27 protein-coding genes are annotated in these 25718 nt (G+C 72.2%); 12 read left to right on the top strand and 15 right to left on the bottom strand.

Translation table 11 applies throughout. The features are described 5' to 3' along the window. Positions 1-7: 7 nt before the first annotated feature. Both HWD93_RS00895 and HWD93_RS00890 read left to right on the top strand, forming a co-directional pair. On the top strand, positions 8-670 hold the full coding sequence (locus tag HWD93_RS00895) for an NAD(P)H-binding protein (protein ID WP_261645753.1): 663 nt from the start codon (positions 8-10) through the stop codon (positions 668-670). Between the two features lie 46 nt (positions 671-716). Beyond that, a complete protein-coding gene (locus tag HWD93_RS00890) occupies positions 717-1409 on the top strand; it encodes an SDR family oxidoreductase (protein WP_261645752.1) in 693 nt (230 codons plus the stop codon). A 55-nt stretch (positions 1410-1464) separates the two neighbouring features. Here the strand turns inward: HWD93_RS00890 and HWD93_RS00885 are convergent, their stop codons facing one another. Genes HWD93_RS00885 through HWD93_RS00870 form a run of 4 tightly spaced genes read right to left on the bottom strand, consistent with a single transcriptional unit; the run spans position 1465 to position 3972 of the window. Continuing rightward, a complete protein-coding gene (locus HWD93_RS00885) occupies positions 1465-1758 on the bottom strand; it encodes a putative quinol monooxygenase (RefSeq protein ID WP_071295139.1) in 294 nt (97 codons plus the stop codon). Positions 1759-1773: 15 nt separating this feature from the next. Beyond that, on the bottom strand, positions 1774-2493 hold the full coding sequence (locus HWD93_RS00880) for an SDR family oxidoreductase (RefSeq protein WP_261645751.1): 720 nt from the start codon (positions 2491-2493) through the stop codon (positions 1774-1776). Next, a complete protein-coding gene (locus HWD93_RS00875; RefSeq protein WP_071303560.1) occupies positions 2490-2897 on the bottom strand; it encodes a heme-binding protein in 408 nt (135 codons plus the stop codon). The genes HWD93_RS00880 and HWD93_RS00875 overlap by 4 nt, the downstream gene beginning before the upstream one ends. Positions 2898-2943: 46 nt before the next feature. Beyond that, a complete protein-coding gene (locus tag HWD93_RS00870) occupies positions 2944-3972 on the bottom strand; it encodes a zinc-binding alcohol dehydrogenase family protein (RefSeq protein WP_261645750.1) in 1029 nt (342 codons plus the stop codon). Positions 3973-4114: 142 nt separating this feature from the next. Between HWD93_RS00870 and HWD93_RS00865 the strand changes: the two genes are divergently transcribed. Beyond that, complete coding sequence (locus tag HWD93_RS00865; RefSeq protein ID WP_254791863.1) at positions 4115-4492, top strand: helix-turn-helix domain-containing protein; 378 nt, start codon at positions 4115-4117, stop codon at positions 4490-4492. Positions 4493-4602: 110 nt separating this feature from the next. On the opposite strand, the gene HWD93_RS00860 is transcribed toward HWD93_RS00865, so the two are convergent. Together HWD93_RS00860 and HWD93_RS00855 are read right to left on the bottom strand one after the other, a co-directional pair. Beyond that, on the bottom strand, positions 4603-6054 hold the full coding sequence (locus HWD93_RS00860; RefSeq protein ID WP_261645749.1) for an amidohydrolase family protein: 1452 nt from the start codon (positions 6052-6054) through the stop codon (positions 4603-4605). Beyond that, the gene (locus HWD93_RS00855; protein WP_261645748.1) at positions 6051-6665 is read right to left on the bottom strand and encodes a nuclear transport factor 2 family protein; all 615 of its coding nucleotides are present in this window, start codon (positions 6663-6665) and stop codon (positions 6051-6053) included. Before HWD93_RS00855 ends, HWD93_RS00860 begins: the two co-directional genes overlap by 4 nt. 101 nt (positions 6666-6766) lie before the next feature. On the opposite strand from HWD93_RS00855, the gene HWD93_RS19400 reads away from it, so the two are divergent. From HWD93_RS19400 to HWD93_RS00835, 4 genes are all read left to right on the top strand, one after another. Continuing rightward, positions 6767-7510 carry an IclR family transcriptional regulator gene (locus HWD93_RS19400; protein ID WP_261645747.1) on the top strand — a complete coding sequence of 248 codons (744 nt, stop codon included), beginning with the start codon at positions 6767-6769 and terminating at the stop codon, positions 7508-7510. 124 nt (positions 7511-7634) lie between these two features. After that, positions 7635-10358, top strand: a complete 2724-nt coding sequence (locus HWD93_RS00845; RefSeq protein ID WP_261645746.1) for a LuxR family transcriptional regulator — start codon at positions 7635-7637, stop codon at positions 10356-10358. A gap of 138 nt (positions 10359-10496) precedes the next feature. Further along, a complete protein-coding gene (locus tag HWD93_RS00840) occupies positions 10497-11213 on the top strand; it encodes an alpha/beta fold hydrolase (RefSeq protein WP_071295148.1) in 717 nt (238 codons plus the stop codon). Positions 11214-11269: 56 nt separating this feature from the next. Next, positions 11270-12106 carry an alpha/beta fold hydrolase gene (locus HWD93_RS00835; RefSeq protein WP_261645745.1) on the top strand — a complete coding sequence of 279 codons (837 nt, stop codon included), beginning with the start codon at positions 11270-11272 and terminating at the stop codon, positions 12104-12106. A gap of 644 nt (positions 12107-12750) precedes the next feature. Here the strand turns inward: HWD93_RS00835 and HWD93_RS00830 are convergent. From HWD93_RS00830 to ppk2, 3 genes are all read right to left on the bottom strand, one after another. Beyond that, positions 12751-13587 carry an endonuclease/exonuclease/phosphatase family protein gene (locus tag HWD93_RS00830; RefSeq protein WP_261645744.1) on the bottom strand — a complete coding sequence of 279 codons (837 nt, stop codon included), beginning with the start codon at positions 13585-13587 and terminating at the stop codon, positions 12751-12753. Then, on the bottom strand, positions 13584-14399 hold the full coding sequence (locus HWD93_RS00825) for a glycosyltransferase family 2 protein (RefSeq protein WP_261645743.1): 816 nt from the start codon (positions 14397-14399) through the stop codon (positions 13584-13586). Before HWD93_RS00825 ends, HWD93_RS00830 begins: the two co-directional genes overlap by 4 nt. 72 nt (positions 14400-14471) lie before the next feature. Next, positions 14472-15380 (bottom strand): polyphosphate kinase 2, encoded by a 909-nt coding sequence (gene ppk2 / locus HWD93_RS00820; RefSeq protein WP_070416884.1) that lies wholly within the window; start codon positions 15378-15380, stop codon positions 14472-14474. Between the two features lie 141 nt (positions 15381-15521). Between ppk2 and HWD93_RS00815 the strand changes: the two genes are divergently transcribed. The 3 genes from HWD93_RS00815 (at position 15522) to HWD93_RS00805 (ending at position 19272) form a co-directional block, all read left to right on the top strand. Next, positions 15522-15926, top strand: a complete 405-nt coding sequence (locus HWD93_RS00815) for a hypothetical protein (protein ID WP_261645742.1) — start codon at positions 15522-15524, stop codon at positions 15924-15926. Positions 15927-16051: 125 nt separating this feature from the next. Next, positions 16052-16939 carry a serine hydrolase domain-containing protein gene (locus HWD93_RS00810; protein ID WP_261645741.1) on the top strand — a complete coding sequence of 296 codons (888 nt, stop codon included), beginning with the start codon at positions 16052-16054 and terminating at the stop codon, positions 16937-16939. 371 nt (positions 16940-17310) lie between these two features. After that, positions 17311-19272 (top strand): potassium transporter Kup, encoded by a 1962-nt coding sequence (locus HWD93_RS00805; RefSeq protein ID WP_261645740.1) that lies wholly within the window; start codon positions 17311-17313, stop codon positions 19270-19272. A gap of 15 nt (positions 19273-19287) precedes the next feature. Here HWD93_RS00805 and HWD93_RS00800 read toward each other — a convergent pair whose 3' ends face one another. Then, a complete protein-coding gene (locus HWD93_RS00800) occupies positions 19288-19971 on the bottom strand; it encodes a cation diffusion facilitator family transporter (protein ID WP_071301769.1) in 684 nt (227 codons plus the stop codon). Next, a complete protein-coding gene (locus tag HWD93_RS00795) occupies positions 19968-20321 on the bottom strand; it encodes a helix-turn-helix transcriptional regulator (protein ID WP_071295328.1) in 354 nt (117 codons plus the stop codon). The genes HWD93_RS00800 and HWD93_RS00795 overlap by 4 nt, the downstream gene beginning before the upstream one ends. A 187-nt stretch (positions 20322-20508) precedes the next feature. Between HWD93_RS00795 and HWD93_RS00790 the strand changes: the two genes are divergently transcribed. Further along, positions 20509-21348 carry a glycoside hydrolase family 16 protein gene (locus HWD93_RS00790; protein ID WP_070416879.1) on the top strand — a complete coding sequence of 280 codons (840 nt, stop codon included), beginning with the start codon at positions 20509-20511 and terminating at the stop codon, positions 21346-21348. Between the two features lie 51 nt (positions 21349-21399). On the opposite strand, the gene HWD93_RS00785 is transcribed toward HWD93_RS00790, so the two are convergent. Both HWD93_RS00785 and HWD93_RS00780 read right to left on the bottom strand, forming a co-directional pair. Continuing rightward, positions 21400-22275: a DUF808 family protein gene (locus tag HWD93_RS00785; RefSeq protein WP_071301770.1), complete on the bottom strand. Its 876-nt coding sequence runs from the start codon at positions 22273-22275 to the stop codon at positions 21400-21402. Positions 22276-22284: 9 nt separating this feature from the next. Continuing rightward, positions 22285-23253: a helix-turn-helix transcriptional regulator gene (locus HWD93_RS00780; RefSeq protein ID WP_070416877.1), complete on the bottom strand. Its 969-nt coding sequence runs from the start codon at positions 23251-23253 to the stop codon at positions 22285-22287. A gap of 166 nt (positions 23254-23419) precedes the next feature. Here HWD93_RS00780 and HWD93_RS00775 point away from each other — a divergent pair, with 166 nt between their 5' ends. Next, positions 23420-24373, top strand: a complete 954-nt coding sequence (locus HWD93_RS00775) for a manganese catalase family protein (protein ID WP_261645739.1) — start codon at positions 23420-23422, stop codon at positions 24371-24373. Positions 24374-24379: 6 nt separating this feature from the next. On the opposite strand, the gene HWD93_RS00770 is transcribed toward HWD93_RS00775, so the two are convergent. Both HWD93_RS00770 and HWD93_RS00765 read right to left on the bottom strand, forming a co-directional pair. Beyond that, positions 24380-24814: a VOC family protein gene (locus HWD93_RS00770; protein WP_070416875.1), complete on the bottom strand. Its 435-nt coding sequence runs from the start codon at positions 24812-24814 to the stop codon at positions 24380-24382. Positions 24815-24874: 60 nt separating this feature from the next. After that, a complete protein-coding gene (locus HWD93_RS00765; RefSeq protein ID WP_261645738.1) occupies positions 24875-25684 on the bottom strand; it encodes an Ltp family lipoprotein in 810 nt (269 codons plus the stop codon). Positions 25685-25718: the final 34 nt, after the last annotated feature.

Genomic DNA, 25718 nt, shown 5'->3' with positions numbered 1-25718 from the left:
GCCCACCATGCGAGTCGTCGTCGCCGGCGCACACGGCAAGGTCGCACGGCTGCTCTCCGCACAGCTGCGCGCCGGCGGGCACGTGCCCGTCGGCCTCATCCGGAACCCCGACCAGCGCGGGGAGCTCGCACGTGCGGGCGTGATCCCGATCGTGCTGGACCTCGAACACGCCTCGGTCAGCGACGTCGCGGCGGTGCTCACCGGTGCGGACGCCGTCGCCTTCGCAGCGGGCTCCGGGGAGAACAGTCCCAGCAGCCGTTCGCTGGCGATGGACCGGGACGGAGCGATCCTCCTCGCCCAGGCCGCGGTGGTCGCCGGCGTCCGGCGGTTCGTGGTGCTCTCCGGCGCCGGTGCCGACGACTACGAACGCGGCTCCACCGAGCCGTTCCAGGTCTACCTGCGGGCCAAGGCGGACGCGGACGCCGCCGTCCGGACGCTCGACCTCGACTGGGTGATCCTCCGCCCCGACGCGCTGCACGACGGCGCCGGCACGGCACGGTTCTCGGCCGGAGTCCGGGTCGAGCGGCGCGGGATCGCTCGCGAGGACGTCGCGGCGGCGTTGTGCGACGTCGCCGTCGGCCAGGACCCGGGCCGGGTGCAGCTCGAGATCACCACCGGCGACCTGCCGCTCCGTGCCGCGCTCCGTGCCGCGGACGTCGCGGTCGGTTGATGCCCGCACACCCCCGATCGACGGCACGACGACAGGAAGGCCAGACATGACGGAGATCACAGGAGCAGTGGTCGTGGTGACCGGTGCGAACGGCGGCCTGGGACAGGAGTTCGTCCGACAACTGCTCGACCGCGGGGCGGCCACGGTGTACGCCGCAGCACGGACTCCACGCGCTCAGGTCGACGACCGCGTGGTCCCGATGCGGCTCGACGTGACGGATCCGGCATCGGTGCGGGCCGCCGCGGACGCGGCTCCGGACGCGACGATCGTCGTCAACAACGCCGGAGTGCTGCGCAGCGGATCCCTGGTGGACGGCGACATCGCCGCTGTCCGGGAGCAGATGGAGACCAACTTCTTCGGACCGGTGCAGGTCACCAGGGCGTTCGCGCCGGCACTGCGTCGCGCACACGGTGCGGTCGTGAACGTCGCGTCCGCGCTCAGCTGGCTCGCGATCGGCAACGGGTACAGCGCGTCCAAGGCCGCGCTGTGGTCGGCGACGGACTCCATGCGCCTGGACCTCGCCCCCGACGACGTCCAGGTGCTCGGCGCGTACCTGGCGTTCACGGACACGCCGATGACACCGGGGGACATGCCGAAGAACGACCCGGCAGACGTCGTCGCCGCGATCCTGGACGGCGTCGAGGCAGGGGCGCACGAGGTCCTCGCCGACGACCTCACGCGCGCGGCACGGTCATCCCTCGCTGCCCCGGTCCACGAACGCTACGACGCCCTCCGGTGAACGACGGAACGGCCCGCGGGGACCCTGATCGGGTCCGCGCGGGCCGTTCGTCGTCTCACACGTCCAGCGGTTGGAGCGTCCGGAGCGCGATGGGGACCGCCAGGCGCCCCTCGAGAGCCGAGCCGAGGGCCGCGAACGCGGCGCCCGCTGCGTGGCTCTCGAGGGCGGACTGGTCGGCCCAACGCTCGACCATCACGAACCGACCCGTTCGGGCGTCGTGGTGGAGGTCGTACTGTTCGCAGCCGAGATCCTCGGACCGGACCCGCGCGACCGCGGCGAGCAGGGCCTCCTCGACGGCCGGTTCGTTGTACGGCGCGGGTTCGATCTCCGCGATGACGACGATGCTCATGACTTCCTCCTCGGCTCAGGCGACGCGCTGGCCACCGTCGACGTGCACGGCGGTCGCCGTCAGGAACGGGTTGGTGAGCGCGAACACGACCGCGTCCCCGATGTCCGCCGGTGTTCCGACGCGCCGGGCGGGGTTCGTCCGGGCGACCTCGTCGAAGAACGCCGACTTGTCGTCCAGTCCGTCCCAGGACCCGGAGTCCACGACGCCGGGTGAGATCCCGACGACCCGGATCGGGGCGATGTCCACCGCGAGGGCCGGGACGAGTGCGTCCACCGCGCCGTTCGTCGTCGCCATGACGGCGAGCCCTCCCTGCGGCCGGGCCGAGACGTACCCGGAGAAGAGCACGAACGAGCCCCGCGGTGACATGCGCGGCGCGAAGTGCTTGGTCAGCAGGAGCGGGCCGAGGACCTTCGCCCGGAACGCCTCCTCGATGTCGGCTGCCGCCAGGGTCGTGACGGGGCCGTTGGCATGGTCGGCCGCGACCGTCACGACGTGGTCCACCGGTCCGAGCACGTCGGCAGCGGCGATGATGCTCTCCTCGTCGCCGAGATCGAGGCGGACGGCCGCCGTCCCGCGTCCGACGATCTCGGCGACCTGTTCCGCGGTGTCGAGTCGTCGGCTGGCAGCGACGACCCGCGCGCCGGCACCCGCGGCCGCCTGCGCGATCGCGGTGCCGATGCCTGATCCGGCGCCCACGACGAGGACGGTCGTGCCGCCCAACCCCTGCGTGCTCATCGGATGGCGTCGAGGCCGGCCTGCGCGATGACGGCGTCCTCGTCGGGCGTACCGCCGCCGGAACCGACAGCACCGATGACGGTCCCGGTCGCGTCCGTGATGGGGAGTCCACCGGCGAGGAAGGCGAGGGGCTCGGTGCTCGCTGAGCCGAGCGTGTAGAGCGGGGCGCCGGGCTGGATCGCAGCTGCGAGGTCCCCGGTCGCCGCGCCACCGAAGTACACCGACGTCCGGGCCTTCGCGAAGCTCGAGTCGACGGACACGAGCGGGGCGCCGTCCTGGCGGACCGAGGCGACCATGCGAGCACCGCGATCGAGGACGGTGATCGACGACGGGACGCCGAGTTCGGTGGCCTTGGCGTCCGCGGCGGCGATGATCTCCTGTGCCTGCGCGAGAGTGATGGTCATGCTGGTTCCTTTCGTTGTTCCGTACTCGGTGGTGGGGGACTCGGGGTCAGAGCCCCGGCTCGTCGGTCACGACGACCTTGCCGATCACGCGACCGCTCTCGACGAGGGCGTGTGCCTCCCGCAGGGTCTCGGCCGAGATCGGTCGGAGCACGGTGGTCGCCGTGTGCCGGACCCGGCCGGAGTCGACGAGGTCCGCGACGGTGTCCAGGAGCTCGTGCTGACGATGCATGTCGGTGGCCTGGTGCAGCGAACGGGCGAACATGAACTCCCAGTGCCAGCTCAGTGCCTTCGACTTCAGTGCTACGACGTCGACCTGTTCGGGATCGTCGATCGCGACGATCTCCCCGAAGGGACGCAGCACGCGCTCGTACACGGGGAGCTGTCCTGCCGAGTTCGTGGTCAGGATCCACTCGATCCCGTCCGGCGCGACCTCGAGGACCTGTGTGGCCAGGTCCGCGTGGTGGTCGACGACGTCGTGTGCGCCGAGGTCCCGGACCCAGGACTCGCTCGCCGGACGTGACGCGGTCGCGATGACCCGCACGCCGGGCAGCAGCGTCCGGGCGAGCTGGATGGCCATCGAGCCGACGCCACCAGCGCCGCCGACGACGAGCAGGGTCCCGGTGGCGTCAGCACCGATGCGGAGCTTCTCGAACAGGCTCTCCCAGGCGGTGATCGCGGTGAGGGGAAGCGCTGCGGCCTCGGTGTGCGACAGGGTGCGGGGTCGCCGCCCGACGATGCGCTCGTCCACGACCTGCAGCTCGGCGTTGCTCCCGGGACGGTCGATGGCCCCGGCGTAGAACACGTCGTCGCCCGGAGCGAACAGGGTCACGGCGTCTCCGACGGCGCGGACCGTGCCGGATGCGTCGAAACCGAGCACACGGACGCCGCCGTCGGGTTCGGCACCGCCCCGGAGCTTCACGTCGACCGGGTTGACCGAGACGGCGCGGACCTCGACGAGCAGGTCGTGGGGCCCGGGAACCGGTTCGGGGATGGTCGTCGGCACCAGGCTGCGCGCGCTGGTCACCGGGAGAGCTGCCGTCTGTCCGATCGCTCGGACCTCGTTCGTCGTGGTCATGTCAGCACTCTGCACCCGGTGCTGTGGTTACCCGCAAGGGCCCCTGGTTACCCCGCGGTAACCATGGAATCCCTGATGGGCAGCAGTACCCATCGGGAATCGACCCCTTGTCGAAGGCCGCGGCGCGCGCTACCGTTCCGGTGTGACCCCCTCGACGAGCCACCCTCTCGAAGCGGCGCACGTGCTCGACGCCTGCGACCGGAACGACGTGTACGCAGCCGCTTGCCCCTGCCGCGAGATGCTCGACCTGCTCGCCAACAAGTGGACGGCGCTCGCGATCGGTGTGCTCGAGGACGGCCCGCAGCGGTTCGGGGAACTCCGGCGCCAGCTGCAGGGTGTGAGCCCGAAGGTCCTCTCGGCGTCCCTGAAGCGCATGGAGGAGGCCGGCCTGGTCGACCGCACCGTGTTCGCCGAGGTCCCGCTGCGGGTCGAGTACGCGCTCACACCGCTCGGTCGCGGTGCTGCCGCGCCGCTCGCGCACCTGCGCGACTGGGTGAACGAGAACGTGACGCGGCACTGAGACTCCTGACGGGCGATGCCATCACCCTGACGGAGCGCGCGCGCTGATGCGTGCCTCTGTCGGGGACACGCTTCGGCGGCCGCACGGCCGCACGGCCGTGCGGTGTCGGCTCAGCGCGCCCCCGGCGCCCCCGCCACCCGCTCGAGGATCCCGTCCAGCGCCGATCGATCCCAGAACGACCCCGCCCGGACCACCCCGTCGATGCGCCCCAGCGCCGTGTGACTCGCCATCGGATCGGCGGCGAGCAGCACCGCATCCGCCCGTGACCCGGGTGCCAGGCGTCCGGTCTCGGTCTCGAGCCCGAGGAACCGCGCCGCGTCGGACGTCGCCGTCCGGAGGATCTGCAGGGGTCCCAGACCGGCGTCGGCGAGGTACCCGAACTCGTCGTGGAGCGCGAAGCCCGGGATCACCCCAGCGGCACCGTCGGCATCCGTCCCGGCGAGCATCGGGACGCCCGCGGCGGCCAGGAGCCCGACGAGGCGCAGTTGGGCCGCCCAGTGCGACTCGAGGGCGTCCCGGGTCGCCGTCGGGAGGCCGGCGAACTTCCGGCCGGACCGGTCCCACGAGCGGAGCTCCCCGGGTGCGATGTAGCGGCGACGGTCGTCGTGTCGGTGCTCCGGCGCGTTCGGGAACTGCTGCGTGTGCAGGCGGACCAGGGTCGGGCACTGCCAGGTCTCGTGCTCGACGAAGAGCGCTGCCAACTCCTGGGCGGCCTCCTCGTCGAACGAGTCGTCGGCGAGGGTGAGCGCGCGGGCGGACGAGTCCGAGGTCCTCGTGGCCGGGTTCACCACGATGCCGCGGATCACGCGACCGATGACGCGCTCCATGCCCGGCAGCCTGACCGTGGGGATCTTCGGCGTGCGAGCCGCTCCGACCGCGGATCGCACCTCGGCCTCGCGGGACGACGTCGCGGCGAACACGGTCGCGCCGGGCCCGAGGTGCTCGATCGCTCGCATGCCTCCTCGGGACGCTTCGCGCGGGTCCACGTCGTTCGGGAGGTGTCCTGCGAGCGGGACACCGAGCCGACCTGCCTCAGCGAGTGCTGCGAGGAACGCATCGCGCCCGACGAGGGCCGCCTTGATGAAGTCGGCACCCTGGGCGTGCTGGTCACGGACGGTCGCGACGGCGGCCTCCGCGGTCGACGCGTTCACCGGGGTGAGGAGGTCTCCCGGCGTGGCGAGGAGTGCCGGAGCGCCGAGCGGTGCGGGCAGTGCACCCGCGGCACGTGCTGCCAGCAGGGCGGGCGATCCCGACATCTGGCGGAACCCGACCACCCCGTTCGCGAGCATCAGTGCGTAGGCGCCGTCGACGTCGTCCGGGGAGTTGAGCGGGTGGGCGTGCATGTCCGCGAAGCCCGGCACCAGGAACCGGCCGCGTCCGTCGACGACCTGCTGGCCCGCGGCCGTCCCGGTCTGCGACGTGGCGGCCACCGACGCGATGGTCGCGCCGGTGAACCGCACGTCCTGCCCGGCCGTGGCGGTCCCGTCGAGCGGGTCGACGACGGTGACGTCGCGGATGACGACGTCGTGGTCGGCAGTGGGTGCGGTGACGTAGCGGCTCATGCGCGGTCTCCGTCCCGGGCGCCGCGATCGTGGCCGTCGAGCCAGTCCTGTTCGGCGGCTTCCACCGCCTCGACGGATCCGGGCCGGTCCGTGCCGGGCAGGTCGTCGGCGATGCGGTGACCGCTCGCCCCGAGGATCGTCGCGAGCCATCGGTACGACGGCCGACGGTCGTCGACCGCGACGGAGGACAGGTCCGGCACGGTGCCGGGAACGGTCGGTGTCACCGTGTCGGATTCGTAGACGCACGTCATCGCGGCCAGCCGCCAGCCGGTGCCGGTCCGGCGTGCGCGGTACAGCAGCCGGACGCGAGAGGCCAGGTCGACCTCGGCGCCGCCCAGTCCGGCGCGGACCTCGATGACCGCCGGTGCGGCGACGATCGCGCGGTCACCGAGGAGGTCGACGACCGGCGGGCTCATCCGGTGTGTGGCGGCCGTCCCACCGGCGGCCATCGCGATCGACCCCGCGACGAAGTCCCGCGCGTTGCCGTCGAACCAGCTGATGCGCACGCGGCCGTCCGGCTCCCACGCGTGACGCATGCGGTCCCACCGCCCGCGGTCCCGCCCCTGGCGTTCGCGCAGCACGAGCTGACTGATGTCGGTGACGTCGTCCACGATCTGCTCCTTCGTCCGGGGGCCGAGCGTAGGACGGCGCGAGAGCGGTTCGGCGAGGGTTTCCGCTCAGCGGAAGACGGCGTCGGCGGTAGGGTGCAGCGGTGGGCGACACTCGCACGGGGACGGTCGGTCGGGCATTCGCGATCCTGGGGTGCTTCGACGACCGCCACCCGACGCTGACGCTGAGCGAACTCGCGCGTCGCTGTGGCCTGCCCGTCAACTCGACGCTGCGGATCGCGCGGAGCCTGGTCGCCGAGGGCGCCCTCGAACGCCGGGCCGACGGCCGGTTCACGATCGGGCTGCGCCTGTACGAACTGTCGTCCCTCGCCCCGCGGGGCGTGGGGCTCCGCCAGGCCTCCCTGCCGTACCTCCAGGACCTGCACGACCTGACGGGACAGCACGCCATGCTCAGCGTCCGTGAGGGGGACGAGGCGGTCCTCGTCGAGCGCGTCTCGCCCAAGCGCGGGACCCGGAGCGTCGACTACCGGGTCGGCGGCCGGATGCCCCTCGCGGCGACCGGCGGCGGACTCGTCCTGCTCGCGTTCGCGCCCGACGAGGTCCAGGAGCGTGCGATCACGACGTTCGACGTGCGGACCTCGGTCGACGAGGTGACGTCGGCGGTCGAGCTCCGCCGGTACCTGTCGGCCGTCCGTCGGACGGGTGCCGCCGTCGGCTCGCAGCGGTCCCCGCGTGCCCTCGTCGCGGCGGGTGCGCCGAGCCGGGACGCCTCGGGCGTCGTCGCGGCCCTCTCGATCGTGATGCCGACCGGGCACGCCGAGCCGAGCACCGTCGTGCCCGCGTTGCACGCGTGCGCACGGGCGATCACGCGCGACGCGACGCGCTGACCCGCTCGCGCCGTGCCGTGGTCCGGCACCGCGTCGGACGGGAGGCGCGGTGCCGGCCCGCACCGCGCCTCCCGTCCGATGCCGGGCCCTTCGCCGGCGGCCCCACCGCTGCCATACTGGCGGCATGACGATGGCGCAGCCCGTCATCGGGCGCGAGCGGGAGGGCTCCGCCCTGCGGGACGCCCTCCGCGACGTCCACGACGGCGGCTCCGCGTTCGTCATCGACGGTGAGGCCGGGATCGGCAAGTCGACGCTGGTCGCCGATCTGGTCCGCCACGCGACCGACCTCGGCGTCCGACGGCTCTCGACCGCGGGGACCCTCGCCGAGTCGGCCGAGCCCTACGCCGCACTCCACCTGCTCCTGTACCCGTTGCGCAGCGGGATCGCCGACCTGCCCGCACCGCAGCGTCGTGCGCTCGAGGTCGCGTTCGGTCTCGCGACCGGGATCCAGCCGTCGCCGCTGCTCGCCGGGCTGGCGGCGCTGACACTGGTCTCCGACGCCGCCTCGGAGGGCCCGATCCTGGTCGTCGCCGAGGACCTGCACTGGATGGACGCCGCGTCCGAGTGGGCGATCCGGATGATGGCCCGGCGGGTCGACCAGGACCCGATCGTCATGGTGATCACGACCCGGAACACCGAGACCGCGGACGACCCCGCGGTCCGGCGCCTCCACCTGACGCCGCTCGACGAGTCGGACGCCGGCCGCCTGCTCGACGCCGTCCCCGGGGCGCCGATGGGCCAGGCGCGACGTGACCTGGTGCTCCGCGCCGAGGGGAACCCGCTCGCGCTGCACGAACTCAGCAGCACGACACCGGGGGACCGGAGCCGTGACCGTCCCGTGGTGGGCCGGGTGGAGCAGGAGTTCGCCGCGCGGTACGCGGAGCTGGACCACCCCGTCCGGCTGGCCATCCTCGCCGTCGCCCTGTCCGGTGGTACCGGCGCCGAGGAAGCCGCGCGGGTGGCCGCCCGGACGCTCGGGAGGTTCCCGCCGCCGACGTGGACGGAGCAGGCCTCGGCGTCGTCGCTGCTCGAGTGGGTGGCGCCCCGCGCGATCCGGTTCCGGCACCCGCTCGTGCAGTCGGCGGTCCTCACCGCCGCGTCGCCGACGGAGCGCACCGCGGTCCTGCGTTCCCTGGTCCTGGAGCACGACCACGACCCCGCGCGCACGGTCTGGTGGCGGGCCGAACTGGCGACCGGCCACGACGACGACCTCGCGGACGAGATCGCCGCGATCGGCGACGAGCGATCGGCGATGTCCGATCCGTTCGTCGCGAGCCGGGCGTACGAGCGCTCGGCCGAGCTGACCTCGGACGTCGCCCGACGCGTCGGCCGGCGGATCCTCGCGGCGGAGCACGCCGGGCTGTCCGGACGGCTCGCGGACGCCTCGCTCCTGGTGCAGCGAGCGTGCGACGAGGCACCCGACCGGCTCCTCGCAGCACGCGCGGCCTTCGTCGCCGAGACCCTGCCCACCGGTCGGACCGGGCTCGCGGTGGGCGACCTCGGGCCGGCCCTGCACGCCGTCTCCGAGATGCAGCAGGGCGGCGGGGTCGACCACGCCACCGCGGCGCTGCTGCACCTCGCCGCGATCGCCTGGGACCACACCGCCGAACCGGACCCGGGCGACCCGATGCTCGTCGTGGTCGAGGCGCTCGCCCTGCCGGACGACGACCCCCGGTCGATCCTGCTCGCGGCCCGGACCGAGCCGGTGGTGCGTGGCGACCGTGTGCTGGAACGCGCGCTCGCCGCCGCACCGACCGCCGAGGACGAGGGCTCCGCCTGGTACCTCGGGTACGCGCTCAACCTCGTCGGGGAGATCGAGACGGCTCGCGTCCTCCTCGACCGTGCCGTCCGGAGCATGCGGGCGCGTGGTGACCTGCGCACCTTCCCGCAGGCGCTCATGGGGACCTCGATGACCACGTTCCTCGGTGGGGACCTCGCGCGGGCGCGGGTCCTCGCCGAGGAGGCCTCCTCGCTCGGACGGGACCTCGGTGACGACGGCTTCACCGCCGCGACCCGGTGCGCGCTCGCGTGGTTCGACGCCCTCGACGGCAAGCAGCCGGACCCCGAACGGATCGCGGGCGGAACGGCTGCCGGGGCACAGGTGCTCCGGTCGAGTGCGATGCGCGCGACCCTGCTCGGCGCCGCGGGGGCGGCATCCCTGGTGTCCGGTCGCGCGGCGGAGGCGCTCGAGTCCGTCCGGGCCCTGGCCGATCCCGACCACGACGCGTTCAACCCGACGTTCGCCGTCATCACCTCGCACGACTTCGTCGACGCCGCGCTGGAGTCGGGCAACCGGGCCGACGCCGAGCAGCGGGCGGCGGACCTCGAGCGGCTCCACGCCCGCTGGCACGCGCCGATCGTCCGCGCCGCGCTCGACCACGCGCGGCTCGCACTCGTCCCCGACGCCGACCTCGAACCGGCGTGGGCGTCCGTGCAGCACGAACGGTGGCCGGTGCCGTACGTGCAGGCCCGTGCACTGCTCCGCCTCGGCGGCCGCCTGCGCCGGGCGGGTCGGCGGGACACGGCCCGTGCCGCCCTGCACGCCGCCCTCGAGCTGTTCGAGTCGATGCCCGCGCCGGCGTGGGCGGACCGGACCCGTGACGCCATCCGGGCGACCGGGCAGCGGGTGGCAGCGGCGGGGCACGGCGGCGTCGAGCTGCTCACGCCCCAGGAACTCCGGGTCTGCACGCTCGCGGCACGGGGACTGAGCAACCGGGCGATCGGCGAGCACCTGTTCGTCTCCCCGCGGACGGTGGGGGCCCACCTGTACGCGGCGTTCCAGAAGCTCGGGATCTCGGCCCGGCAGGAACTCGCCGCGGCCCTGGCGGCCGGCTCGTCCGGCGACTAGGTCATCCGGCAACGCATCTCGGTCACCGTGACCGATGTGCACCTGTACCGCGCGCCCCTAGCGTCGTCAGCGCCACCAGGCACCGCCCTCGACGAAGCAGGTCCGCGCCTCCCGCTGCGGACCCGGAAGGACCGCACCATGCCCGGATCACCCACCATCGTCCTCGTCCACGGAGCATTCGCCGACGCCTCCAGCTGGGCCCCGGTGACGAGGCTCCTCCTCGACCAGGGTCACCACGTCCTCGTCCCGCCCGTCTTCAACCGCAGCCTCTCCGGCGACGCGGCCTACATCCGGTCGTTCGTCGAGCAGATCGACGGACCGGTCCTGCTCGCCGGGCACTCGTACGGCGGCGCGATCCTGACCGTGGCCGGTGTCGCCGAGAACGTCGTCGGCCTCGTCTTCGTCGCCGCGTACGCGCTCGAGGAGGGCGAGAGCCTCGGGGCCCTGCAGGGCGGCTTCCCGGACAGCGACCTCGCCGCGAACCTCGTGTACGCGCCCTACCCCGTGGACGGCGGCGAGCCCGGCACGGACGTCTCCGTCGCCGTCGACGCCTTCCCCGCCGTCTTCGCGGACGGGCTCGCACTGGCCGAGGCGCAGGTGCTCGCGGTGTCGCAACGTCCGCTCTCCGCCGTCGCGTTCGGCGAGCCGGCATCGGCGGCCGCGTGGAAGACCAAGCCGTCCTGGGGCATCGTCTCCAGCGCCGACCACACCATCAACCCCGACGTCGAGCGCTTCGGGTACCAGCGCGCCGGCGTCCGCGAGGTCGTCGAGATCGACGCCCCCCACCTCGTGATGCAGACCCACCCCGCCGAGGTCGCCGCGGTCATCACCACCGCCCTCGCCGCGGTCAGCTGACCCCGGCCCCTCGACCGACCGACCGAGAACCACCGAACAACCACAGGGAGACCACCATGGGATACGTGACCACCGACGACGGTGCAGAGATCTACTTCAAGGACTGGGGGAGCCACGACGCGCAGCCGATCGTGTTCCACCACGGCTGGCCGCTGTCCTCGGACGACTGGGACGCGCAGATGCTGTACTTCCTGGCCGAGGGCTACCGCGTCATCGCCAGCGACCGCCGCGGCCACGGACGCTCGTCGCAGATCGGCACCGGCCACGACATGGACCACTACGCGAGCGACGTCTCCGCCGTGGTCGAACACCTCGACCTGCACGACGCGATCCACATCGGCCACTCGACCGGTGGCGGCCAGGTCGCCCGGTACGTCGCCCAGTACGGCCAGCCGCAGGGCCGGGTCGCCAAGGCCGTCCTCGTCGCGGCGGTGCCGCCGCTCATGGTCACGACCGAGGCGAACCCCGACGGTACCGACATCTCGGTCTTCGACGGGTTCCGCGAGGCGCTCGCCGCCAACCGTGCCGAGTTCTTCCAGGCCGTCGCCTCCGGCCCGTTCTACGGCTTCAACCGTGACGGTGCGACGCCGTCGGAGCCGGTCATCGCGAACTGGTGGCGTCAGGGCATGACGGGCAGCGCGCTCGCGCACTACGAGGGCATCAAGGCGTTCTCGGAGACCGACCAGACGGAGGACCTCAGGGCCATCACCGTCCCCGTCCTCGTCCTGCAGGGCGACGACGACCAGGTCGTGCCGTACCGGGACGCGTCGCTGAAGCAGGCGGAGCTCCTCGCCGACGCCACGCTCAAGATCTACGAGGGGTACCCGCACGGCATGCTGACGACCCACGCCGACATCGTCAACCCGGACATCCTCGCGTTCCTCCGGAGCTGAGAGCACCGACGCTGCGGACGCAGCGTCCCGGACTGGAGGCGCGACGACCCGGCGGTCCCGCACGGCCCAGGGCAGCAGGAGCCCAGCGAGCACCCCGCCCCCGACGTCGGCGGCCAGGTCCCCGATGGTGTCCTCGTAGCCGACGTAGATGGTCGGGTCGAGGAAGGTGTGCCCGAGGAACTCGAACATCTCCCAGACGGATCCGATCGCCAGCGACAGCACGCCGGCGACGACGACCGCCTGGACCCGGCCGACCCGGTCGCCCGTGCGCAGCACCCCGGTGTCGCTCGCGATCACCCAGAGCACCGCGGTCAACGCGGCGAGCAGCACGAAGTGCACGACCTTGTCCCACAGGAACACCGACGTGTACCAGCCGAGGACGCTGCTCCACCCGGCGACGAGCGCCAGTGCGCACACGGCGGTGTCGACGGCGGGTCGGAGTCCGAGCACGCGGGGGACGACGACCCCGAGCAGTGCGAGCAGGAGCACGGCGAACGCGATCCAGCCCCACCCGATCGTGGCGACCGGGAGGCTCACCAGCGTCACCGCACGGACGGCGTCGGCGACGACCTCGGCCCCGCGGGGTCGGCGGAGGAACGTCGCACCGAGCCGGTCGATCACGCGGTGGTCCGCGGTGGTCGTGGTCACGCTGCCTCCCACCGGAGCACGGCCTGCACGGCGGCGTGGTCGGACGGCCACACCCCGCTCGGTCGGCGCGTCGACACGGCCGCCGCCGACACGGCGGCACGCACCCCGTCGGCACCGCGGGCCAGGATCCAGTCGATCCGGCGTCCGCCCCGCCGGGGAGCGCGGTAGCCCAAGTGCGTGCCCCACTGCTCGGACGCGTGCGAGGCCGCCGTCGTCCAGGTGTCCGCGAACCCCGCGTCGGTGAGGACCCGGTGCGGAGCACTGTCGGCGGGGGCGTTCGCGTCGCCGAGCACGACGACCGGGAGCCCGGCCTCGTCCGCCCACCGGACGAGGAGCTCCGCCGACCGCCGGCGTGCCAGGGGCGATGCGACGTCGAGGTGCACGGACACGGCGAGGAAGCGCGTGCCGGTGACGCGGTCGTCGAGCTGGAGGCCGACGGCGACCCGGGGGAACAGGGTGCCCCACGACCGGCTCCCGATCCGCTGCGGCCGTCGGGACAGCGCCCGGACGTGCTCGCCGATGATCCGCAGACGGTCGGTGTCGACCAGCATCCCGACGCGCTCCCCGTCGCCACGGCGCCCGCGACCCCGGAGCACCGCGGTCCACCGGGGCTGCAACCGATCCGTGAGCCAGCGCTCCTGGTCGGGCAGGACCTCCTGCAGGGCGGCGAGGTGCGGGGACTCGGACCCGAGCAGCTCGAGCACGGCACCGCGGCGGTGCGTCCAGGCGTCGGGGTGGTCGGTCCGACGGTGCGGGACGCGTCGGCGGACGTTGAGGGACAGGACGTGCAGGTCCGGGGCGGACCGCGGCCCGACGAGCGGGGAGTCGCTCACGACGCCGGCACCTCCTCGAGCGGTTCCACGACGTCCGGTCCGTGGACGCGCTCGACCACGGCACCGGGCACGGCACGGGGCGTCGCCCAGCACCGCCGCACGGCCCGGACGACCGGCAGGACCCGGAACCCGCCGAGCGCCAGGGTCCGGAGCGCCTTCCGCGTGCGCACGACGAGGCCGGGCAGGTCGCGGACGGGCTCGCCCGACACGGACATCACGAGGGAACGGTCGAGCACCACCGGCCACGCGGGATCGAGCTGCACGGACAGGTCGACGTCGTCGTGGACGTCGGCGTCGTACCGGTGCACGCGGGACCGGACGGCCTCCCAGGCGCGGCGCCGGATGACCAGGTTCGAACCGAACAACGGCGGCCGCCACAGCGCCGCCGTCATCAGGGCGAAGTAGGCGCGCATGTACGCCACGTGCCAGAACGCCCGCTCGAGACGACCGAGCCCGCGGAACTCGCCCGGTCCGGTCACCGCCACGACGCGGTCGTCGTCGAAGTGCAGGAGCGCCCGCTCGAGCCAGTCCGGACCCGGGCAGGAGTCCGAGTCCAGCCGGGCGATCAGGGTGCCCGTCGCCGCGTCGTAGCCCCGGGACGCCGCCGCGGCGATCGCCCGGACGGGTTCGTGCAGCACGCGGGCACCGGCCTGGGAAGCGACGGCCGCGCTGTCGTCCGAGCTGCCGTTGTCGACGACGACCACCTCGTCGGGCAGCCGCGTCTGGCGAGCCAACGCCGCGAGGCACCGGCGGAGCTGGTCCGCGTCGTCGAGGACCGGCACGACGACGGTGACGGTGTCGGGGCGGCGCATGCGACCACCCAACCAGGCCGTGCTCCGACCGCGCCCAGCGCTGCGGGCCGGCACCGCGCCTCCTGGCCGCCCCTACTCCACGTCGACGTCCCGCTTCCCGCGCCGGACGATGAGCGGATCGGGCCGGCCGATCACGTCCACCGCCTTGTCCGGGTAGTCGAACTGCGTCAGGAAGTACCGCATCGCGTTCAGGCGAGCGCGCTTCTTGTCGTTCGACCGGACGATCGTCCACGGTGCGTACCGCTTGCTCGTCCGGGCGAACATGGCGGTCTTCGCCTCGGTGTACTCGTCCCACCGGTCGAGCGAGAGCAGGTCGATGTCGGACAGCTTCCAGCGCCGCACGGGGTCGAGCTGCCGGATCGCGAACCGGGTGCGCTGCTCGCGGCGGGTGACCGAGAACCAGAACTTCGTGAGGTGGATGCCGGAGTCGACGAGCATCCGCTCGAACTGGGGCACCTGCGTCATGAAGGACTCGTACTCGTCGTCGGAGCAGAACCCCATCACCCGCTCGACGCCGGCGCGGTTGTACCAGGAACGGTCGAACAGGACCATCTCGCCCGCCGACGGCAGGTACTGCACGTAGCGCTGGAAGTACCACTCGCCGCGCTCGCGTTCGCTCGGCTTGCTCAGTGCGACGACGCGGGAGGTCCGGGGGTTGAGGTGCTCCGTGAACCGCTTGATGGTGCCGCCCTTGCCCGCGGCGTCGCGACCCTCGAAGAGGACGACCGCCTTCTGCCCGGTGTCCTCGAGCCAGTACTGGCACTTCAGCAGTTCGATCTGCAGGTGGTACTTCTGGTACTCGTACTCCTCGCGGCCGAGGCGCTCGTCGTAGGGGTAGTCGTCGCGCCAGGTCAGGACCGGGTTGCCGTACGGATCGATGAGGTCCGGGTCGGCGGTGTGCCCGTCGGCGACGCTGTAGCCCTCGGTCCGGAGCTGCTCGATGTACTCCCGGATGGGCTGCGAGTACTGGGCCTTGTCCACGGGTCCTCCTCGTCGGTGTGCTGCACCCCCATCCTGGCGTGCGCTTCCCGGCCGTGTCCGCAGGGACACCGGACAAACTTCCGTCAGGGCTGTACGTTCACAGTGAGGTCGCTGGACGCGATCGCGGCAGAAGGAGCAAGCATGTCAGGTACAACCCGGTCGGGACGTCCGACCACCGTCACCGTCTCGTTCGTGATCTGGCTGGTGGTCGTCCTCGCGAACATCATCAGCGGCATCGTCGTGCTCGTCGCGGGCGGCGGTGGCGCGGCCGCAGCGAACGCCGTCGGGACCGGGCCGGTGGTCGCTGGCGCGATCATCAGCTTCATCATCGCCATCGTCGAGCTCATCATCGTCTTCAAGATGCGCGACGGCCGCAACTGGGCGCGCATCGTCCTGCTCGTGCTCGCGATCCTGCAGGTCCTCAACGTCGGTGTCGGCGCGGCGTCCGGTTCGAACGCCTTCGGCTGGATCGGTGGCATCGCGGTCATCGTCGCGACCATCCTCATGTTCGTCGGTGGCGCGAACGGCTACTTCCGCCGTCGCTGACGACCGGAGTGCGGGTCGCGACGCGACCCGATGACGGACGGGAGGCGCGGTGCCGGCTGGCACCGCGCCTCCCGTCCGTCCGCGGTGGCGTCCGTTCGCGGTCGCGTCCGCGAGAGGATGGCCGGGTGCGCACCGCGACCGACCTCCTCGACGCCCTCGTCCGTCACGTCGACGCCACCGGCTTCGCCGCCCACGGCCTCCACGTCCTCGTCGGGGACGACGCCGCCGAGCACCACTGGACGCCCGACGTCCGCCGCGAGGTCCACTCCGTCGCCAAGGGGATCGCGGTCCTCGCCACCGGGATCGCCGCCGACGACGGACTCGTCGACGTGGACGTCCCGGTGTCGACCCTCCTGCCCGCCGTCCGCTTCGGGGCGGGCACGGACGCGGTCACGCTCCGGCACCTGCTCACCATGACGAGCGGTGTCGACATGCCGTGGTCCGAGACGGAGCTCACCGACTGGCCGGACCTCGCGGCCGAGTTCCTCGGGCGCCCCTCGCGCGGCCGGGTGTTCCAGTACGCGAACGCGAGCACGTACACGGCGATGCGGGTCCTCGAGACCCGCGTCGGCGACGTCGGCGCGTTCGTCGCCCGGCGGTTGTTCGACCCGCTCGGGATCGAGGACGTGCCGTGGGCACGCTGCCCGAACGGGTACGTCGTCGGCGGCGAGGGCCTGGCGCTGCGCACCGGCGAACTCGCACGGATCGGCCGACTGGTGCGCGACCGCGGGGAGTTCGCGGGGCGTCGCATCGTGGGCGCACGCTGGTGCGACGCGATGCACACCGACTGGGTCGAGCGCGACGGCACGGGCCCCGGCTACGAGCGGTACGCGATGGCGGGGTGGGGCGGCCCCGGCCGACTCTGGCGGCTGCACGGCGCGTACGGGCAGATGCTGCTCTTCGACGGCGACACGGTCGTCACCGTGACGGCGGACGACCACTTCGGAGCGGACGCCTTCGCGGCGGTCGTCGCGACGGAGCTGGAGTCGGAGGAACGGGCCGACCGGGCCTGAACGCCGCAGGCCGAGGGGCGAGGGCCGCGGGCCGAGGGCCGGGCGTCAGTGGCGCCGTCGGCTCGAGATCAGTCCGCCGAAGACCAGCACCACCGCCACGCAGAAGACGATCAGTCCCGCGGGGTCGAAGCCGTCGAAGTTCATGGTTCCTCCTGGAGTCCTGTCCCGACGGTACGACCGCGTTCCTCGACGTGCGCGGTGTCCGGCGCCCCCGGGCATTCCGGCCCGCACAGGTTCCTCCGGCGGAGGCGGGTTCGTCCGGGGAACGCACCCGATCCCGCCGGAGTGCGCATGTGCGCCCGCTGCGAGCGCTCCGGCCGAACGGGTGCGATGATGATCCGCGGCCGTCGCCCGACGGCGAAGAGACGGAAGTGACGAGCGTGACCGAGACCCGCTCTCAGACCCCGACGACCGAGACCTCCGATGACGCCGGCACCCACGGCCCCGCGAAGGGCATCGCCGCCCTCGCCCTGGCCGCCCTCGGCGTCGTCTTCGGCGACATCGGTACGAGCCCGCTGTACGCGCTGCGCACCGTGTTCACGATCGACGGCGGCATCGTGCAGGCCAACCAGGAGGACGTCTACGGCGTGATCTCGATGATGTTCTGGAGCATCACGATCATCGTGTCGATCAAGTACGTCCTCGTGCTCATGCGCGCCGACAACAACGGCGAGGGCGGGGTGATGGCGCTCGCCGCACTCGCCCGGCGCCTCTACGCGAAGCGCCGCGGGGGAGCGACGATCTTCCTCGTCATCGGGATCGTCGGCGTCTCGCTGTTCTACGGCGACTCCGTCATCACCCCGGCGGTGTCCGTGCTCTCGGCCGTCGAGGGGCTGCAGACCGCCGCTCCGAGCGTCGGCCACCTCATCGTGCCGATCGCGGCGGTCATCCTCGTGGTGCTGTTCGCGGTGCAGCGGGTCGGCACGGGCAAGGTCGGCAACCTGTTCGGCCCCGTGATGCTGCTCTGGTTCGTCGTCATCGCCGCCGCCGGGGTGCCGCACATCCTGGCGCACCCGGGCGTCCTGCAGGGGCTCTCGCCCACGTGGGCCATCGCGTTCCTCATCGCGCACCCGTACATCACGTTCGTCGCGATGGGCGCGGTCGTGCTGGTCATCACCGGCGCCGAGGCCCTCTACGCCGACATGGGCCACTTCGGGCGGACGCCGATCCTCCGCGCCTGGTTCTTCGTCGTCTTCCCGGCCCTCGTGCTGAACTACCTCGGCCAGGCGTCGCTGGTGCTCAACCAGCCCGGGGCGGCGAAGGACCCCTTCTTCCTGCTCTTCCCGAGCGCGTTGCAGATCCCGGTCGTGATCCTCGCGACGATGGCCACCGTCATCGCGAGCCAGGCGGTCATCTCCGGGGCGTTCTCGCTGAGCCGCCAGGCCGTGCAGCTCGGCCTGCTGCCGCCGCTCACCATCCGGCAGACCTCCCGACAGGAGGGCGGCCAGATCTACCTGCCGGCCGTCAACCTCCTGCTGTTCATCGGCGTGATGGCCGTCATGCTCGCGTTCCGTTCCTCGGCGAGCCTCGCCACCGCGTACGGGGTCTCCGTCACCGGTGCGCTCGTCGTCGACACGCTCCTGCTGCTGCTCGTGGTGAAGCCGCTGTGGCACTGGAAGACGTGGAAGCTCGTCGTCGCCGCGGTGGCGTTCGGCGGGCTCGAGCTGACGTTCCTCGCCGGCAACCTGTCGAAGATCCTGCACGGCGGATGGGTCCCGCTGCTGATCGCGCTCGCGGTGATCACGCTCATGACCACGTGGCGTCGCGGCCGGCAGCTCGTGCAGGAGGAGCGCAAGGAGCGCGAGGGGTCCCTCGCCGACTTCATCGAGAAGATCAACACGAAGGGCATCCCGCGCGTGCAGGGTGTCGCGATCTTCCCGCACCCCAACAAGGAGACGACGCCGCTGGCGCTCCGGGCGAACGTCGAGCACAACCACGTGGTGCACCGGACGGTCGTCATCGTGTCCGTCATCACCGCGAACGTGCCCCACGTGCCGCACGCCAAGGCCTTCTTCCGTGACGACCTCGGCTACGAGGACGACGGCATCGACCACATCACGATCAAGTTCGGCTTCTCGGACGACCAGGACCTGCCGAAGGCCCTGCACGCGGCCTGCCTGGCCGAGGTGCTCGACGTCGACCCCGAGGAGATGGCGAACGCGTCGTACTTCATCTCGCGCGGCGCACTCCGGCCGGTGGCGGGGAACCGGGGCATGGTCGGCTGGCGCAAGAAGCTCTTCGTCGGGCTGGCGCACAACGCCGCCGACCCGGCTGCCCGCTTCGGGTTGCCGGCGCACCGCACCGTGACGATGGGCAGCGACGTCGAGATCTGACGACCGTCGTTCGCCTCAGCAGCAGTCGCAGGCCTCGACCTCGCGCTCGCCGGTGAGCGCGGCGACGGGCTGCTTGCACGCGTCGCCCCGCCAGGCCTCGAGCCCTTCCCGGACCGCGAACACAACGACGACGAGCCCGGCCACCGGGTCCGCCCAGGTCCAGCCGAACAGGGTGTTCAGCAGTAGGCCGACCAGGACGGCGGCGGAGAGGTAGCTGCACACCAGGGTCTGCTTCGAGTCCGCGACGGCCGACGCCGAACCGAGCTCGCGGCCCGTGCGCCGTTCGAGCAAGCTGAGGAACGGCATCACGGCCAGGCTGACCGCGGCGAGCACGATGCCGACCGTGCTGTGCTCCGGCTCGCGCAGTCCGGTCAGCGTCAGCACCGCGTCGACCGAGACGTACAGGGCGAGCCCGAAGAACGAGACGGCGATCACGCGGAGCGCCGTCCGTTCGCGCCGCTCGGGGTCGGGCGCCGCGAACTGCCACGCGACCGCGGCCGCGGAGAGCACCTCGACGATCGAGTCCAGGCCGAAGCCGATCAGGGCGGTGGACGACGCGACCGAACCGGCGCTGATCGCGACGACGGCCTCGACGACGTTGTACGTGATGGTGGCGGCGACGATCCATCGGATCCGGCGGCGCAGCACCGCGCTCCGGACGGCCGTCGGACGCGGCCCGAGGGGCAGCGCGGCGCTCATGCGCCCGGCCCGCAGCAGAGCGGCACGGCACAGGCGTCGTCGGTGCACGGCGCGCCGTCGTCGACCGCCAGCACGACGTCGACGAGCGACTCGAGTGCACGGGCGAGGTGCGCGTCCGCGATCTCGTAGCGGGTCCGGCGGCCTTCCGGCACGGCCACGACGATCCCGCACCCGCGGAGGCACGCCAGGTGGTTCGACACGTTCGCCCGGGTGGTCCCGAGGTCGTCGGCGAGCACGGCGGGGTACCGGGGGGACTCGAGCAGGCGGAGGAGGATCCGCGCGCGGGTCGGATCGGCGAGGGCGCGGCCGAGGCGGTTCATCACCTCGAGGCGTGGAGCGACGAGCAGCATGCACCCACAGTACAGCGAAGGCTGTACCGATCGGGGGTAGACGGGTACGTCGGGTACAGCGAACCTGAACGCCGGGGGATCCAGGCCGGGAATCGACTAACCGACGAGCAGCGACGCCCGATACTCCATCGCACAAGCACCACGGCCATCGCAACACACGCACACCCCCACGCAGGAGGCAGTCAGCATGCGGTCCCCGTCCGTCCTCGTCGCCGCGCTCTCGATCGCACTCGTCGCCGCGACCAGCCTCGCTGCCGGCGCGCCCGCCGGAGCAGCGGCCCTCCCCGCCTCGTCGAAGGCGACCTCGACCGTGCCGGACGGCCGGACGATCCCGAAGACGAACGTCACCACGAACGGCCGGACCTGGAAGCAGACGTTCCGCGCCGGGTTCGACAGTGCCGCGCCGGTCGGCAAGTTCGCGGCGACGTACCCGCGGATCGGTCTCTACGACGGCTTCACGGACACGACCGGCAAGGGGAAGTACGCGCCGTCGAAGGTCCTGAGCGTGAAGGGCGGCGTGCTCGACTTCGCGCTGCACACCGAGAAGGGCCAGCCCCTCGTCGCGGCGATCATGCCCGACGGGTACGCCCCGCACAAGACGGGTCGGGTGTCGATCCGGTACAAGACCACGAAGACCCAGGGCTACAAGTTCTCGACGATCCTCTGGCCGTCGAGCGACGACTGGAACGAGGGCGAGATCGACTGGCCCGAGGCCGACCTCGGTGCCCGCCCCCGCCCGGCCTCGGCGGTCCCGGGCAGCTGGACGCCGCTCGGCATGCGGTTCGAACCGGGCAAGGAGACCTTCGCGCCCTCGGACAGCACCGGCTGGCACGTCGCGACGACCGAGTGGGACAAGGGCATCGTCCGGTTCTACTGGGACGGCAAGCTCGTCTCGTCGACCACCAAGGCGGTGCCGACGACGGCCTTCCGCGTGACCATGCAGGCGGAGACCACCACGAACGGCGGGGCGATCCCGGCGAGCGCGGTCGGGCACGTCAGCGTGGACTGGATCGCGATCTGGAACTGACCGGGCGCCGGCGCCGCTGACCGACGCGGGGACCGGGGCGGCCGCGGCCGCTCAGCGGGTGCGGCCGCGCAGCCGTCCGATGCCCAGCACGACGGCGACGACCACCAGGCCGAGCAGGAGCCCGACCACCGCCGACACCGCGGTGTCCACGATCCACGTGACGACCGGCCCGGTCGCCTCGATGCCGTGCTCGATCGCGTGCAGCAGGTCGTACGGGCCGTGCCAGAAGGTCTCCGCCAGGTTCGCGATCACGAGGTGTCCGCCCACCCAGAGCATGGCCACCGTGCCGACGACGCCGATCACACGGAACACGGTCGGCATGGCGCGGACGATCCGCGCGCCCGTCCGTCTCGTGCGACGGACGCTGTTCTTCATCATCTGCAGCCCGATGTCGTCGATCTTCACGAGCAGGGCCACGGCGCCGTAGACCGCCCCGGTCATGACGAGCCCGATGACGATGAGCGCGCCGAGCGTCGGCCAGAGCCCGAGGTCGGGGTCGAGTCCGGCGAGGGCGATGAGCATGATCTCGGTGCTGAGGATGAGGTCCGTGCGGATCGCCCCGAACACGAGCTTCGGCTCGGCGACGGTCTCCTCGGACTCGCTGACGTGGTGCGCGCCGAACCACTCGGTGACCTTCTCGGCCCCCTCGAAGCACAGGTAGGTGCCGCCGAGCAGCAGCAGCCACGGCAGCACCCACGGCGCGAACGCCGTGAGCAGCAGCGCGAGCGGGATGATGATGACGAACTTGTTGAAGAGGCTGCCGAGTGCGATCCGCCCCACGACCGGCAGCTCGCGCGCGGGCGAGAGCCCCTGCACGTACTGCGGGGTCACCGCGGCGTCGTCGATCACGACGCCAGCGGTCTTGGCGCTGGCCTTGAGGGCCGCGGAGAGCACGTCGTCGACGATGGCGAGCAGACCGACTGACATGCGCTCAGACTAGGGCCTCGGCGCGTCCCGTCGGCGCAGGGTCTGCGAGGGGGACTCCCCGTACACCTCGGCGTAGTACCCGGAGAACCGCCCGAGGTGGTTGAACCCCCACGACAGCGCGACCTCGGCGACCGTCACACGCTCGGGGTCGCCCGCGAGCAGTTCGGCGCGGACCCCGTGCAGCCGGGCCTCGCGCAGGAACTGCATCGGGCGGACGCCGACGTTCCGCTGGAAGGCGGCCTGCAGTCCCCGTGCGCTCACCCCGGCAGCAGCGCTCACCTGGGCGACCGTGAGCGGCCGGCGGGCGTTCGCGACCATCCACTCCTTGGCGAACCGGATCGTCGACGACCCGACCGCCACCGTGGGCGCCGACGACGGCGTCGCGTCGAACGCCGCCGCCACGGCGTCCGCGATCGACTGGTTCCAGCGTGCGCGGACCGTCTCCGGCGCGGTCGGGTCCAGGAGGCGCGGTGCGGCCTCGCCGATCCGGCTGCGGAGCAGCCGCAGCGCGTCCACCCCCAGCGTGCGGCGGAACGCGAGCTGCCGCGGCTCGTCGTCGCCGCGGCGCGCAGCGGCGATCGACTCGAGGAACGCGCCACCGAACCGGACCGAGTGCTGTCCGGAGGGGAGCCCCTCGAACGTGAAGTCGCGACCGACCGGGTACATCACCGGGATGCCGGGCAGCAGCTGCACCGGGTCGCGGGTCCCGGTGTCGATCGTCATGCCGGGGCCGGTCGCCCACGCCAGGACGTAGTCGTGACCGGGGACGATCGTGCCCCACCGTCGTGCCGCCACGTCCGAGGTGCCCACCACCACGTCCTGGTCACCGACGGCCCGGAAGCGGAAGGCGAACCCGTCGCGTGCAGCATCGCCGATGTGGATGTCACGGCTGTCGTACACCCGCTCGTACAGCGCCACGGCGTCGTCGAGGGAGGACCCCCGGCGATCGACGTGGATCGGCGCGACATCGTGGACCATGTCCGACCAGTGTCGCGCATGTCGTCCCCGATCGGTCACATCGCGACGCAGTTCGCGCACCCGACCACGGACACGACTGCGTTCGGCGGCTGTTCCGTACGGGCTGCCAGACGCCCCCGAGGACCGTGAGGACAGCGGCGGATCCGTCGCTCGGACGGAGGACCACATGTACTTCCACGCACAGACCTGGATCAACGAGATCGCCGACGGCGAACCGGACCCCGCGGCCGCCAACGCCCTGCAGGAGGGACTCGGCGGGCAGTTCGGCGAGATGCGCACGATGATGCAGTACCTGTTCCAGGCGATGAACTTCCGGGGTCCGGCCGCGAAGCCGTTCCGCGACCTCATCCAGGGCGTCGGGACCGAGGAGATCAGTCACGTCGAGCTCATCGGCACCACGATCTCACGGCTGCTCGACGGTGCTCCCGAGTACTCCGGCACGCTCACCGACCCGCTCGACACCCCCGGGGCGAAGGGGGCGACCCCGCTGCACATCGCGCTCGACACGGGCAACATCCACCACTACCTCGTCGGTGCCCAGGGAGCCCTGCCGGTCGACGCCGCCGGGAACCCGTGGAGCGGCAGCTACGTGTACAACTCCGGCAACCTGCCGCTCGACCTGCTCTACAACCTCATGCTCGAGTCGACCGGCCGCCTGCAGAAGTGCCGGATCTACGAGATGACCGACAACCCGACCGCTCGCAGCACCATCGCGTACCTGATCGTGCGCGACCAGGCGCACGAGAACGCCTACGCGAAGGCGCTCGAGGCCCTCGGCGTCGACTGGGGGAAGCTCCTGCCGATCCCGAAGACCAACGCCGAGGCCTTCCCCGAGGTCAAGGCGCTCGTCGACCTGGGGCTGCAGAGCAAGCAGTACAGCTTCGACCTCGACGGTGCGTCCGAGGCCGCGAAGATCTTCCGCGGCGCCTCCCCGTCGAACGACGACACCCATCTCGACGCGTCCGAGCAGGCACCCGCCGGGGTGCCGTCGTTCATCGCGCCGGAGCGGCTCGAGGAGTTCGCGCCGGGGCTCGACGCCGATCTGCTCGCACTCATCCAGCAGACCGCGGAGCTCGAGCTCGACCAGGCCGAGACGCCGGTGTACGGCCCCGTCGCCTGACCGGTCTCAGTCGAGGCAGAACTCGTTGCCCTCGACGTCCTGCATGACGATGCACGACTCGTTGACCTCGTCGGCGAGCATGCGGCGGAACTGGGTGGCGCCGAGGGCGACGAGCCGGTCGCTCTCGGCGTCGAGGGCGGCGAGCCGTTCGGCGCCGACGAGCCCGCTGCCGACCCGGACGTCGAGGTGCACGCGGTTCTTCACGACCTTGCCCTCCGGCACGCGCTGGAAGAACAGCCGCGGGCCGACGCCGGTCGGGTCCACGCACGCGAACGCCGAGCCGCGGTGCTCCGGGGGCAGCGCCCGGTCGAAGGCGTCCCACGAGTCGAACCCCTCCGGTGGCGGCGGCACCACGTAGCCGAGGACCTCGCACCAGAAGCGCGCCACCCGCTCGGGGTCCGCGCAGTCGAACGTCACCTGCACCTGCCGCACCGTCGCCATGGGCAGACGATACAGCGGAGGCCCCGTCGTTCGACAGGGCCTCCGCTGCTCGTTCCGGTGTCAGTCGTTGAGGTGCGCGATCGCGTAGTCGGCCTCGGCCGGCAGGAACTTCTCGCCGTACTCACTGACCAGCTGGTCGCGGATCGCGGCGGGGGACATCGACATGTCCTCCTGGTAGCTCTTCGCCTTCTCGAGCGCGTTCGCGTTCCAGTCCGCCTGCACGTGGTCGATCGCGTACTGCGCTGCCTCGGCGGAGAACTGTTCGCCGTACTCCGAGGTGAGCTGGTCGTAGATGCCCGCCTTGCTCATGTGCATCATCTCGGAGTAGCTCTCGGCCTTGACGAGGGCGGAGGTGTACTCCACGGGCGTCGCGGGCGCAGCCTCGGTGCTCTCGGAGGGGGCCTCGGACTGCTCGGACTCGGAGCTCTCCGAGGGGGAGGCGCTCTCGGACTCCTCGGCCGCGACCGGCGCCGGGGTGGCCGACTCCGCGACGACGGACGATTGCGTCGCCGAGTCGGATGCAGTGCCGACCAACGCACCGAGTCCGGCCGCGAAGGTGATCGACGTGATGGTGGCCACGGCGCCGAGGACGAGGCCCGTGATGGCGAGACCCTTCGACTGACGCTTCCGGAGAGCGATCGCGCCGAGAACGACGGCGACCACGCCGACGATCGCGCCGAACACGGGGACCCATCCGAACACGAACGCCACGATCCCGACGACCAACGCGGCGATCGCGAGTCCGGCAGAGCGCTGTTGCGGAGTGGGGGCGCCGGGGTACGGAGCGAAGGTCTGGCCTGCCGGGGCGTGCGGCTGGTACGGGGGAGGAGTCGGTGACGTGCCGCCCCCCTGCGGCTCGGGTGTTGTCATACCGATCAGTATCGCAAGGTGAGAGATGGTTCAT

The organism is Curtobacterium sp. C2H10 (assembly GCF_025407985.1).
Lineage (GTDB): Bacteria > Actinomycetota > Actinomycetes > Actinomycetales > Microbacteriaceae > Curtobacterium.
Note: the sequence above shows the minus strand (reverse complement) of the source record. Positions and strands in the feature narration are given on the sequence as shown.